This is a genomic window from Archangium sp., assembly GCF_036388035.1.
In the GTDB taxonomy this organism is placed as follows: domain Bacteria; phylum Myxococcota; class Myxococcia; order Myxococcales; family Myxococcaceae; genus Archangium.
Genome location: NZ_DASVSO010000463.1, coordinates 1 through 11,488, shown reverse-complemented (window position 1 = coordinate 11,488; position 11,488 = coordinate 1). Strand labels below are relative to the sequence as shown.

11 protein-coding genes are annotated in these 11,488 nt (G+C 67.3%); 5 read left to right on the top strand and 6 right to left on the bottom strand.

Annotated features, from left to right (window positions below; translation table 11 throughout):
• Together holB and holA are read left to right on the top strand one after the other, a co-directional pair.
• Positions 1-992: DNA polymerase III subunit delta' (gene holB / locus VF697_RS18575; protein ID WP_331096825.1), on the top strand; the 992-nt coding region annotated here is incomplete at its 5' end.
• A complete protein-coding gene (gene holA, locus VF697_RS18570) occupies positions 989-2,305 on the top strand; it encodes a DNA polymerase III subunit delta (RefSeq protein WP_331096823.1) in 1,317 nt (438 codons plus the stop codon). The genes holB and holA, both read left to right, overlap by 4 nt.
• Before the next feature lie 105 nt (positions 2,306-2,410).
• Here holA and VF697_RS18565 read toward each other — a convergent pair whose 3' ends face one another.
• Both VF697_RS18565 and VF697_RS18560 read right to left on the bottom strand, forming a co-directional pair.
• Positions 2,411-2,830 carry a response regulator gene (locus VF697_RS18565; protein WP_331096821.1) on the bottom strand — a complete coding sequence of 140 codons (420 nt, stop codon included), beginning with the start codon at positions 2,828-2,830 and terminating at the stop codon, positions 2,411-2,413.
• Positions 2,831-2,865: 35 nt separating this feature from the next.
• Positions 2,866-4,065, bottom strand: a complete 1,200-nt coding sequence (locus VF697_RS18560) for a sensor histidine kinase (RefSeq protein WP_331096820.1) — start codon at positions 4,063-4,065, stop codon at positions 2,866-2,868.
• Between the two features lie 394 nt (positions 4,066-4,459).
• On the opposite strand from VF697_RS18560, the gene VF697_RS18555 reads away from it, so the two are divergent.
• Both VF697_RS18555 and VF697_RS18550 read left to right on the top strand, forming a co-directional pair.
• Positions 4,460-5,281 (top strand): alpha/beta hydrolase, encoded by an 822-nt coding sequence (locus VF697_RS18555; protein WP_331096818.1) that lies wholly within the window; start codon positions 4,460-4,462, stop codon positions 5,279-5,281.
• Positions 5,278-6,507, top strand: a complete 1,230-nt coding sequence (locus VF697_RS18550) for a PAS domain-containing sensor histidine kinase (protein ID WP_331096816.1) — start codon at positions 5,278-5,280, stop codon at positions 6,505-6,507. Before VF697_RS18555 ends, VF697_RS18550 begins: the two co-directional genes overlap by 4 nt.
• A 200-nt stretch (positions 6,508-6,707) precedes the next feature.
• On the opposite strand, the gene VF697_RS18545 is transcribed toward VF697_RS18550, so the two are convergent.
• The 4 genes from VF697_RS18545 to VF697_RS18530 all read right to left on the bottom strand — a co-directional run bounded on the left by VF697_RS18545 (position 6,708) and on the right by VF697_RS18530 (position 9,586).
• On the bottom strand, positions 6,708-7,205 hold the full coding sequence (locus tag VF697_RS18545; RefSeq protein ID WP_331096814.1) for a hypothetical protein: 498 nt from the start codon (positions 7,203-7,205) through the stop codon (positions 6,708-6,710).
• Between the two features lie 10 nt (positions 7,206-7,215).
• Positions 7,216-8,136, bottom strand: a complete 921-nt coding sequence (locus tag VF697_RS18540) for a DUF2381 family protein (protein WP_331096813.1) — start codon at positions 8,134-8,136, stop codon at positions 7,216-7,218.
• 3 nt (positions 8,137-8,139) lie between these two features.
• Positions 8,140-8,688 (bottom strand): hypothetical protein, encoded by a 549-nt coding sequence (locus VF697_RS18535; RefSeq protein ID WP_331096811.1) that lies wholly within the window; start codon positions 8,686-8,688, stop codon positions 8,140-8,142.
• Positions 8,689-8,788: 100 nt separating this feature from the next.
• Positions 8,789-9,586: an NRDE family protein gene (locus VF697_RS18530; RefSeq protein ID WP_331096809.1), complete on the bottom strand. Its 798-nt coding sequence runs from the start codon at positions 9,584-9,586 to the stop codon at positions 8,789-8,791.
• A 113-nt stretch (positions 9,587-9,699) separates the two neighbouring features.
• On the opposite strand from VF697_RS18530, the gene metG reads away from it, so the two are divergent.
• On the top strand, positions 9,700-11,488 hold a 1,789-nt coding region (gene metG / locus VF697_RS18525), incomplete at its 3' end, for a methionine--tRNA ligase (RefSeq protein ID WP_331096807.1).

Genomic DNA, 11,488 nt, shown 5'->3' with positions numbered 1-11,488 from the left:
TGGACGCACTGCGGGCGGCGTTGCGCGGCGACTCGGTGCATCACGCCTACCTCTTCGCCGGGCCCGAGGGCGTGGGCAAGGAGCTCGCCGCCGTGGGGCTCGCCCAGGCGCTCACCTGCAAGGTGAAGCCCAACGAGGGCTGTGGCACCTGCGACGGGTGTACCCGCATCGCCAAGGGCTCCCACCCGGACGTCACCTGGCTCATGCCGGACGCCGAGCGCGTGGAGCGCGGGCTCGCGGGGCGCTCGGACATCTCCGGCACGCCCAGCCGGGAGATCAAGGTGGAGCAGATCCGAGGGCTGCTGGAGCGCATCACCCTGCATGGGCTCGAGTCCAAGCGCAAGGTGGCCCTCGTAGTGGACGCGCACCTGCTCAACCCCCAGGCGCAGAACGCGTTCCTCAAGACGCTCGAGGAGCCACCCTCGGACACCACGCTCATCCTCCTGGCCTCGGCGCCGGACAAGCTGCTGCCCACCATCCGCAGCCGGTGCAGCAAGGTGCACTTCGGCCCGCTCCCGCTGGAGCTCATCTCCGAGCGCCTGCGGAAGGAGCGCAAGCTGGACGCCCAGACGGCGGAGCTGGCGGCGGTGATGGCGGGCGGGAGCCTGGGGCGGGCCCTGGCGCTGGACCTCGACGCGCTCGCGGCGCGCAAGGAGGTCATCACCGGCTTCGAGGCGCTCGAGCCCGGGAGCGTGGGGGCGCTGCTGCGCTGGGCGGAGACGTTCGGCGCCACGCGCGAGCTGGCGGAGCAGGCGCTCACCATCCTCTCCATGTGGACGCGCGACGTGTCGCTGGCGAAGGCGGGCGTGGAGCGCCTGGCCAACCAGGACCTGGCGGAGCTGGCGCGCGAGGTGGCGGCGCGCACCCACGAGTCCCACCTGCACCGCCGGCACGCGCTGCTGGAGAAGACGAAGACGACCATCGTGGAGCGCAACGCGGCGGCGAGGCTGCAGCTGGAGCGGATGCTCATCGAGCTGCTGGAGGGGCGATGAGCGCGGACATCGACGACGTGCTGGACGAGGCGAAGACGGGCAAGGTGCTGCCGCTCTACCTGCTGTGGGGCGAGGAGTACCTGGTGCGCCGGGGCGCGGACGAGCTGGTGAAGGTGCTGCTGCCGGACGCCTCGGCGGGGCTGAACTTCGCGGTGCTGGACGCGGGCTCGCCGCGCGAGGTGGCGCAGGAGCTGGCCACGCTGCCGCTCTTCCCCGGGCGCAAGGTGGTGCTGGTACGCGACCCGGAGTTCCTCGCGCCGAAGAAGGGCCGTGGGGACGCGCTGGGCAAGGCGCGCGAGGCGTGGAAGGCGGGCAAGCGCAAGGAGGGCGCGCGGCGGCTGCTGGCGCTGGCGGCGCGGGCGGGGTGGGGCGCGGACCAGCTCGATCCGAGCGCGCGGGGGGCTCCGTCCGTGGATCAGTGGAAGGAGGAGCTGAACGTCGACCTCGCCGAGGCGGACCTGACCTTCCTCAAGGAGGTGGCCACGTTCTGCCGCGAGGAGCGCATCACCGCGCCCGAGGGCGACGCGAGCGCGCTGCTGGAGCTCTTCCAGAAGGGCGTCCCGCAGGGGCACGCGCTGGTGCTGGCGGCCTCGGAGGTGGACGCGAAGAGCCCGCTGGTGAAGCTCGCCGCGGACAAGGGGCGGGTGGTCGAGCGCAAGGTGGCGGCGCGCCACAAGGACCTGGAGATCGAGCCGCTCGCCGAGGAGTTCCTCCGGCCCTTCAAGAAGAAGCTGGGCAAGGGCGCGGCCGAGCAGCTCAAGGAGCGCATCGGCGGCAACGTGCGGCTCTTGCAGTCGGAGCTGGAGAAGCTGGCGACGTACGCGGAGGGCTCCACCATCGAGTCCTCGGACGTGGCGCTGCTGGTGTCGCACACGCGCGAGGAGGAGTTCTTCGAGCTGTCCGAGGCCCTGCAGGGCCGCAACCTGAAGGCGGCCCTGGACTACACGATGGACGCGATGGGGCAGGGCGTGCACGGGCTGCAGCTGCTGGGCGCGGTGGCCTCCATCGTGCGGGGCATGCTGGAGAACCACGAGCGGCTGGAGAAGTACGCCGGGGGCTCGGTGCCGCGCTCGTTCCAGGACTTCAAGTCGCGCGTGTTCCCCCGGGTGGAGGAGGAGGCCAAGGCGGCCAAGGGCAAGGCCCCTCACCCCTACGCGGCCTTCCTCGGGATGCAGGGCGCGGGGCGCTACAAGCGCCGGGAGCTGCTCGACGCGCTGGTGGCGTGCGCCGACGCGGACCTGTCGCTCAAGTCCTCGGCGAGCAGCAAGCTCGTCATCGAGCGGCTCCTGTGGACCGTCTGCGGGAGCGCCTGACGGCCCCCGTACAAACCCTGTACGTGAGACGCAGCCGCTCGACCCAAGGTGAACAGGCGTCGGCGGTCCGGCCCTGGCTGTTGGGCGAGCGAGTAGGGGAGTGCGTCAGAATGAGCGCGGCAGCTCGACGAGCTGGAACCAGTGCTTGTCGAGCACCTTCACGACATCGATGAGGCCCTCGAAGGTCACCGGCTTGGTGATGAAGCAGTTGGCTCCGAGGTCGTAGCTGCGCAGGATGTCCTCCTCGGTCTTGGAGGTGGTCAGCACGACGACGGGGATGAGCCGGAGCGACGGGTCGCCCTTGATCTCCCGCAGGGCCTCACGGCCGTCCTTGCGGGGCATGTTCAGGTCCAGGAGGATCAACCCGGGGCGCGGCGAGTCCTTCGGGTCGGCGAAGCGGCCTCGACGGTAGAGGTAGTCGAGCAGCTCCTCACCATCCTCGACGAACCGGAGGTCATTGGCGAGCCGGCTCTCCTCCATCGCGGTACGGGCGAAGTCCCGGTCATCCGCGTCGTCATCAGCCATCAGGATCGTAACGGGCTTTCTCTGCTCCATGGGCCTCACCTGTTCGTGGATTGCTTGAGCGGCAGCGTGATGATGAACGTCGCTCCCTCGCCAGGCACGCTGCGCGCCCGGATGCTCCCGTTGTGCCGCTCGACGATCTTGCGGCAGATCGCCAGACCGATTCCCGTGCCTTCGTACTTGCTGCTGCGCCCATGTAGACGCTGGAACACGTTGAAGATCCGGTCGAGATACTTCTCATCGAAGCCGATGCCATTGTCCTGGACCACCAGCTCGCACCGCTGGGCGTCCGCCTCCACCGTGGCACGCACGGAGACGGAGGGGGCCACGTCTTCCCGGCGGAACTTGAGGGCGTTGCTCACCAGGTTCTGGATGAGCTGGCGCAGCTGCACCGGGTCGGCCTCGAGCACGGGCAGCTCGCCGAGGGTGACGCTCGCCCCCGCCTTCTCGATGGCCACCTCGAGGTCTCCCACCACCTCGCGTGTGAGCGCGCCCAGGTCCACGCGGGTGAAGGGCTGGGCCTTCGACGACACCCGGGCGAAGGTGAGCAGGTCCTCGATCAACCGGCGCATGCGGACCGAGGCGCTGTTCATCCGCTCGAGGTAGTCGAGCCCCTGGGGACCCAACGCGGCGGCGGACGTCGCCTTCAGGCGCTCCCCGAAGGTCTGGATCTTGCGCAGCGGCTCCTGCAGGTCGTGCGAGGCGATGTACGCGAAGCTCTCCAGCTCCCGGTTGGAGTGCTCCAGCCGGGTCTGGGCGCGCTTGAGCTCCGAGATGTCCGTGAGGATCATCGTGAAGCCGACGATCCGTTGCTCCGCCTTGATCGCTCCCACCCTCACGGAGAACCACTCCGGGCCGGGCTGGACCACCGAGCGGATCTCATAGCCCGCGGGCTCGCCGGTCTCGAGGACGCCCTGGATGATGGGGCGGACCCGCTCGTGCTCGTGCGGTGCGATGAAGGAATAGACGTTCAAGCCCATCACGTCACCCAGCACGAAGCCGGGGATGGTGAAGTTCATGAACCGGATCCTCCCGTCGGGTTCGCACGCCATCATCATGCTCGGCGCCTGCTCGACCAGCGCCTGGACGCCGAAGGCCTCGCTCACCTTCGTGTGGCCCGTCGTGAGCTGGGACGCCAGGTTGTTGAGCGCCGCGGCCACCGGTGCGAGGGGTCCCTCGACGACGCGACACTGCGCGTGCGGATCGTTCGCCGCCATCCGGGAGATCAACGTGAGCAATTCCTCGACCGTCGTTTCCTTGGCGGGAGGGGCTTCGGGGATGTCGCTACTCGGAGGAACGCCCATCGCTGGCCTCGCGTTTCTATCGGCGAATCGTTCCCCCCCGCATGACGTTCTCGGAGTCACCCGGAATCCCGCAAGAGAGAAGGATCCATGGATGTAACTAGCACAGGGGCATGAGCTGTGAAGTTTCCACCGTTGAGCATGCTCGCATGGACCCCGAGTGGGCTGGGTTGCCCAGTGTCGGAATCCCGACCGCGCCGCGCTGAAACCTGATTCCATCGAACAAAGGTTCGACAGCGGACCCAAGGAGCAATGGGCCGGTCCTCGGTGTTCATGTAGACCCACCCGAAGAACGAAACGCCTCGAGCGGAGTGGACCCGGTTCCAGCCCCATGAGCATGAAGCAGGACATCCTGTCGCGGAACAACGTGAAGATCCTGGGGAAGGGGACCCAGCCGATCTTGTTCGCGCATGGTTTTGGCTGTGATCAGAACATGTGGCGCTTCGTGACCCACGCCTTCGAGGGTGACTATCGGGTCATCCTGTTCGACTACGTCGGATCGGGCAGGTCGGATCTCCGCGCGTACAATCCCGAGCGGTACTCCAGCCTGAACGGCTACGCGGAGGACATCCTCGACATCTGCCGGGTGTTGGAGTTGAAGGACGTCATCTTCGTCGGCCACTCGGTGAGCGGCATGATCGGACTGCTGGCCGCCCTCCACGAGCCCGAGCTCTTCCAGCGCCTCGTCTTCGTGAGCCCTTCGCCCCGTTACATCAACGAGGCTCCCGACTACGTGGGCGGATTCGAGCGAAGGGACATCGAGGAGCTGCTGGAGACGATGGACAAGAACTACATCGGGTGGGCGAACTTCCTGGCCCCCATGGTCATGAAGAACCCGGAGCGGCCGGAGCTGGCCGAGGAGCTCACCACGAGCTTCTGCTCCACGGACCCGATCATCGCCCGGCGGTTCGCGGAGGTGACCTTCTTCTCGGACAACCGGAGGGATCTGCCCAAGCTGACGGTGCCCTCGCTCATCCTCCAGTGCTCGGAGGATTTGATTGCGCCGAGGCAGGTGGGCGAGTACCTCCACCGCCACCTCCCCCACAGCACGCTGCGGATCGCGAAGGCCACGGGTCACTGCCCCCACATGAGTGCTCCCGAGGAGACCATCGGGATCATCAAGGACTACCTGTGTCAGCCATTACCCGTTTGACGTCGCGTCACGAGGAAGAGGCGGCCACGCGCTACGCGGCCGAGCTGTGGAACTCCGCGCCGTGCGGCCTGTTGTCGTTCACCGACGACGGCTGCATCGACGTCGTCAACGACACGCTGCTGGGAATGCTGGGCTACACCCAGGGCGAGCTGTCGGGCCGCCATGTGGAGACGCTCCTGACGCTGGCGAGCCGCATCTTCTACCAGACCCATTTCTACCCGCTGCTCCGGATGCAGGGCCAGGCGAAGGAGATCCACCTCGCGCTGCGCTCCAGGAGTGGCGAAGACATCCCCGTGCTCGTCAACGCCATCCGCGCGGAGCGCGGGGGCACGTTCGTCAATCACTGCGCGCTCATGCCGGTCCGTGCACGCAGCAAGTACGAGGACGAGCTGCTGAAGGCGAAGCGGGCGGCGGAAGATGCGCTGCGGAGCAACGAGGAGCTGATCCGGGCCAGGAACGAGCTGGAGCAGCGGGCCCAGGAGCTGGATCGCAAGCTCAGCAGCCTGGAGCAGAAGAACCAGGAGCTCACCCGCATCAGCGGCATCCTGGCTCATGACTTGCGCGAGCCGCTCCGGAAGCTCTCCGTCTTCTCGTGTCTCTTCACCCAGGAAGACCGGTCGACGATGTCGTTGACGGGCCAGCGCTCGCTGGAGCGCATCAAGACCGTGAGCGCGCGGATGGATCAGCTCGTCACGGCGCTCCAGCAGTTCGTGGCGCTGGACGTGGCCGACGAGCCGATCGAAGAGGTGAACCTGAACGAGGTGGTGGACAACGCCCGGCAGCTCGTGTCCGAGAGGGCCGGGCTCGGAGAGGCGAAGCTGCGGGTCGAGCCGCTCCCTTTGATCCAGGGCCGGCGCCGGCAGTTGACGCTGCTGTTCTTCCACCTGCTCGACAACGCGGTGAAGTTCCGCAGACTCGATGTGGGCCTGCGGATCGACATCGAGTACCGCGAGGTCCAGTACAACAGCTTCCGGACGATGAAGGACAAGTACCGCTACACGGACTTCGCGAGGATCGTCTTCTCGGACAACGGGAGCGGCTTCGACAGCCGCTTCAGCGATTACGTGTTCGAGGCGCTGAGGAAGTTGGATCCGAACACCCCGGGGCCTGGAGTCGGTCTGGCCATCAGCCGCAAGGTGGCGGAGAACCACAACGGCTCCATCTCGGTCGAGTCGGAGCCGGGGCAAGGCACCCGCTTCACGCTGCTCCTGCCGTTGCACCAGTGATGGAGCGACGGACGGGGGAGGAAGAAAAAAGTGCTGCCCGAGTGGAGAAGCCGTTTTTGGTTGGGCGCCCAATCCAGGGCGTGGGCGGAGTTGAACCGCGATCGCTTATGAGGCGATGACCAGGTGCGTGTTCGGCCTCTCCTGCCGGGCAGCTGAATCAGGGACGCACGGGCCCGAAAAATCCTGACACCCGCGGCGCACTATCTGAATTCGTTCACGATGTAGACCCCGGCGCTGGAGAACTCGAGGATCGCGGTCCCAGGCTTGGACTCGGGCCGCTTCCTGAGCTGTCCCTTCGCGAGTCGGGCCACCGCGCAGATGGGCACCTCGGGTCCTCGGGGCGGGTGCGCCTTGTAGTACCGAATCACGACTTGCGGTCCACTCGTCCACACCCGGCCGTAGAGCCGGGTAGGCGATTCAAGAAGCCCAAGTTCATCATCCACCATGCTCTCGATGGGCCCATCGTACAGGGTGATGGGACGGGCGTCGGCCTGATTCACGTCGAGTTCGACTCGCGCGGCGTCTCCGACGAGCAACCGCAGGTAGCTCATCGCCTCCAGCGCCTTCTGGGGGCACTTCTCGGGTCCTGGGCTCCCATCAGGACGAAGGGCCACCCCGCCTGTGGCAGTGCCAGGGCAGCCGGAGGACACCACGAGCAAGACGGCGCAGCACACGAGTGCGATTTTGTTGGAGTGCATGTTCCCGCCCTTACTTGCGGACCAAGCGATGATCCAGCATGACGTAGGCTTGCCTGAGCCCGTCGTGACGGAAGATTTCCAGGACCAACTGCCCCGGTCCACCCTTGTCCATGAATGCGCTCTTGTCCGCAACGATGGCGACAGAGCCGGACCCACCAGGAACAATCGAGGCACGATTTGCTTTCACGGCGACCGTGCGCGGCTCTCCGCTTGATGCACTGAAGGCGTGGACCTTCGTCAGTCGCCAGGGCTGCCCGGGGTCATGGTTCTTGATGTGGAAGACGACCGCTGCCTTCGTCTTGCCCGAGAACGCAACGACCTCGACATCAGCATCCGCCTCCTGGAAGGACCAGCGGAGCTTCTCAATGAAGGGGGTCTGTGTGCTGGCACCCGTGGCCAAGAGGGCCGCAAGAGCGTGGTCCTCCGAGGTCTCCTCCTTGCGGAGGCGCTCGTTTTCCTCCTTGAGGACCCGTTCTCGCCCCAGTGCGTCGTACAAGGACGAGAGCACCGCGTTGTAGCTCTCCCGATCCTCGAACACGTTTACCTGCTGGTCCGTGAACTGCTCTTCCGGGGACGGCGGCGCCAGCAGGAACGACACCTCCGAGCCATCCGCGAGCGTCACGACCAGGGGAATCCGCTCGTCGCCGCCGAGGTCGTGTAGCGGCTCCACGACCACCTTGTTGCCGCCCGCGAGCAGAGGCTCGAAGCGCCCCTCCCAATCCAGCATCCTCGTCTTGGCCGGGTTGACGGGCTGATCGAACCGGAGGACGCACGCGACCTGCCCGGTGACGTGCAGGGTGTGCGTCCACTGGCCGGGGTGCTCTGATCTCAGAATGGTCCGGACGGCGACCTTGTCACGGTCCCGAGCCAGGGAGGCGGGTGCCAGCAGGAGAAGGAACAGGACAGCCCGGAGGGGAAGGAGCGCTCGCATGGTTCAGCCTCGGGGTTTGAGCACGGAGTTCAGCACCCTGCGGTGGTAGTTGATGCTGCCCATGTGCGAGCGGAAGCGCCGGGCCTGCTTGCTGAGTCCGTGAGTCAGCTCCTCGTACTCGGCCCGGCTCACGTTGCGCAGCGACAGGTACAAGCGCGCCGCCCCTTGCAGGTAAGAGAAGAGCGGGTAGGGGTCCTCCGCATCCGGCTCCCGGCGGAGCTGGCGGTAGAGTCGCTCGAACTCGGCATCCGTCTCGGGCCGTCTTATCGCCGAGCAATACCTGCAAGCCGTCGATTCCAGCAGGCGCAGGAAGGACTCATGTCGAGGGGGCGTCCCCAGCGGGGACGGAGTCCCCTCCGTTTCCGCCCAGAGCTGCGAGATGGGCTTGAGCTTCACCTCCGCCATCGTCCGCTTCCCGTCCACCACCGAGAGCGCTTCACGCAGCCGCAGCGGCTGCCCCCGAGGTCCGAACTCCATGGCCACCTGGAGCAGCTCGGGCCAGTCCAGCTCGAGTCCCGCGCGCTCCAACTCCTCCCTCACCTTCAAGTCCATTGCATCCACCACCTCTCAGGTCGAGGCGAGGATGCTACTTTTCCCGTAGGATGTCGAGACGACTCTCACCCGGGTTCGCGCGCTCCCCAAGCGCCGTCCTTCACCGCGGGTAGAGCAGTGGCGTGACGTCCTGGTACGGGCCCTGGCACGGGGCCACATCGGCCGCGAGGTAGTGGGCCACCCGTCCAGGAGCCAGCGCGACGATGGCCGACGAGCGCGTCCCGTACCCCGGCGTGTGGATGCACAGCGCCTGGTACTGGCGCATGCGCTCGTGGATGTCCGGAAGGCCCTCCTCGTCGGGGCGAAGCGGCGGCGCGCGCTCCGGCAGCAGGTGATCCGCCAGCAACGCCTGGAGCGCCTGGACGGATTCGGGCCAGGGCTTGCTCGCCGCCACCTCCGCGAGCTTCCGGGCCCGCCGCACCTTGGGCAGCTCGGGGGCGTCGAGCACGTCGTTGGGCAGCACGTGGACGCCCGGTGGGACGTCCGCCACGGTCATTCGCTCGGAGTCCGGGCGGGCATAGGCCACCCGCAGCGCCCCGGCGTCTCCGTAGAGGAGATTGAAGGGGTTGTACTCCCGAGGGTCCAGACTCGCGAGGTAGCGCTCGACTCCCTCCACGCTGCTGGAGTGCAGGGCGCGCATGACCACCTCGCCCCGGGAGCGAGGCGCCCGCGTCAGGTTCGCGGAACCCCGCTGGTTCGTCAGCCCCACGAAGAAACCGCCGTCCGTGACACCCATCCACGTCCCCTGACGCTCCAGGTCGCGTCCTCCGACGACCCGGGGGGAGGGGGACAGAACCTGGGGACCGACGGCCGGGCGGGCGTACAGCTCGTCGCGGTTGGCGGCCAGCACGAGCGGGTACTCGGGGTGGATGTGGCGAAGGATGACGATGGTGCACATCGTGTGGGGTCGATAACAGCTCCGGGGCCCCCATGCACCTGTCACCTCCTTGCGTTTCTTATCGATGACCAGAGCCCCGAGCGGCTAATGTCCGCCCCCCCTCAGGAGAACCCATGGCGGAGAGAATCCTCGTCACCAGCGCGCTGCCGTATGCCAATGGCCCCATCCACATCGGCCATGCCGTCGAGTACGTGCAGACCGACATCTACGTGCGCTTCCTGCGCTCCTGCGGCAAGGACGTCGTCTACTTCTGCGCCGACGACACCCACGGCACGCCCATTGAAATCAACGCGGCCAAGCAGGGCATCAAGCCCGAGGAGTTCGTCGCCCGGTGGTACGAGTCGCACCAGGCCGACTTCCGCGATCTCGGCGTCAGCGTCGACTACTTCCACTCGACCAACTCGCCGGAGAACAAGCACTACGCCGAGTACATCTACGGCAAGCTGAAGGAGCACGGCGACATCGAGAAGCGCGACATCGAGCAGGCCTACTGCGAGACGGACAAGCGCTTCCTGCCGGACCGCTTCATCAAGGGCACCTGCCCCAACTGCAAGGCGCCCGAGCAGTACGGTGACGCCTGCGAGAAGTGCGGCAAGGCCTACAGCCCCACGGACCTGATCGAGCCCCGGTGTGCCCTGTGCGGCACGCCGCCGGTGCGCCGCAAGTCCTCGCACCTCTTCTTCAAGCTGTCGCGCCACGCGGACTTCCTGCAGGAGACGCTGCGCACGCCCGACTTCGTCAACCCCGGCCTCGCCACCCAGCTCCAGGGCTTCTTCGAGAAGGGCCTGGCGGACTGGGACATCAGCCGCGACGGGCCGTACTTCGGCTTCTCCATCCCGGGCGAGACGGACAAGTACTTCTACGTCTGGCTGGACGCGCCCATCGGGTACATCGCCACCACGGAGAAGTGGGCCCAGGTGACGGGCAAGGCCAAGAGCGCCCTGGACTACTGGGCCGAGGGCAGTGACGCCCGCATCATCCACTTCATTGGCAAGGACATCGTCTACTTCCACGCGCTCTTCTGGCCCGCCGTGCTCAAGGTGGCCGGCCTCAAGCGGCCCGACTCGGTGAAGGTGCACGGCCACCTCACCGTGAATGGCGAGAAGATGTCCAAGAGCCGCGGCACGCTCATCGCGGTGCGCGCCTACCTGGAGCACCTGGATCCGAGCTACCTGCGCTACTTCTACGCGGCCACGCTGGGCTCGGGCATCGAGGATCTCGACCTGAGCCTCAAGGACTTCCGCCTCCGGGTGAATGGCGAGCTCGTCAACAACATCGGCAACCTGGCCAACCGCAGCCTGTCCATGCTGGCGGGAGCCGCGCTGGAGAAGCGGCTCGCTCCCGCGACGAAGGAGGGCCCCGGCAAGGCGCTGGTGGAGGCCGCGCTCGCCCGCGTCCCCGAGGTGCGCGAGGCCTTCGAGAAGCTCGAGTTCCGCAACGCCATCCGCATCATCACGGACATCTCCCAGTCCGCGAACGGCTTCCTCCAGAACGCGGCGCCCTGGGCCAAGGTGAAGACCGACCCCGAGGCCGCTCGCGCCGACCTGAGCGACGCCGCCGAGGTGGCCTACATCCTGGGGGCGCTTCTCACGCCGGTGATTCCGCGCGTGACGGAGAAGCTCTTCGCGCAGCTCAACGCGCCGGCGCTCACCTTCGAGGCGCTCGCCACCGCGCGCTACCCGCTGCTCGACCGCAGCCGGCCCGTGGGCACCCCCGAGCCGCTCCTGCCCCGTCTGGAGGAGGAGCGCGTCAACGCCATCCTCGGCTCGCCTCCCGCCGCCACCGAGCCGGCCAAGGAGGAGAAGAAGGGCAAGGGCGACAAGGCCGAGAAGAAGCCCGCCGAGCCCAAGCCCGCCGAGGCCAAGGCCGCTCCCGAGGCGAAGCCCGCCGAGGCCGCGCCAG